This is a genomic window from uncultured Jannaschia sp. (genome assembly GCF_947494025.1).
Classification (GTDB): domain Bacteria; phylum Pseudomonadota; class Alphaproteobacteria; order Rhodobacterales; family Rhodobacteraceae; genus Jannaschia.
This window is the reverse complement of the sequence record NZ_CANLTQ010000132.1, coordinates 1-577: the sequence shown is the minus strand read 5'-3', so window position 1 is coordinate 577 and position 577 is coordinate 1. Positions and strand designations below refer to the sequence as shown.

Sequence of the window (577 nt, the reverse complement as noted above, 5' to 3'; positions counted from 1 at the left end):
CGATCTGGACCGCGGCGGGGCCGGCGGGGGTGAGCGTGGGGCTCGGCGCGGCGGACGGTCACGGCTATCTGGAACTGGCGACGCCGGACGGCAACCACGACGTCTGGGGGACCAATAACGGCGTCCGGGCGATGCAGTCGGTGGCTGATGGCGATCTTCAGCTGATGGCGCGGTTCCTGACCACGCCTTCGGCCAAGTTCCAGCTGCAGGGCTTCCTCTTCGAGCAGGATGCCGACACCTGGATCCGGCTCGACACCTATTTCGACGGGGTGAACCTGCGCGCCTTCGGGGCGGTGACGCAGGGCGGGGTGTCGTCGGCGCGGTTCAACGTGGTGGTGCCGGGCGCCTCGGCGCCGTGGCTGCGGGCGACGCGCGAAGACGACGACTGGACGCTGGAATATTCGACCGACGGCGAGAGCTGGACCATGGCGGGCGGCTTCACCAAGTCGCTGCAGCTGGGGGCGGCGGGTCTCTTCTCGGGCAATACCGGCCCGGCTGCGGGCTACACCGCGCGGGTAGATTACTTCGAGAGCGCGTCGGATCCTCTGGTGAACGAGGATGGCGACGTGACGCCGGT

General features: G+C 69.2%; 1 protein-coding gene. It reads left to right on the top strand.

Annotation, left to right across the window (positions count from 1 at the left end; translation table 11 throughout):
• The coding region (locus Q1B08_RS21645; RefSeq protein WP_299823498.1) for a DUF1349 domain-containing protein at positions 1-577 on the top strand (577 nt) is incomplete at both ends.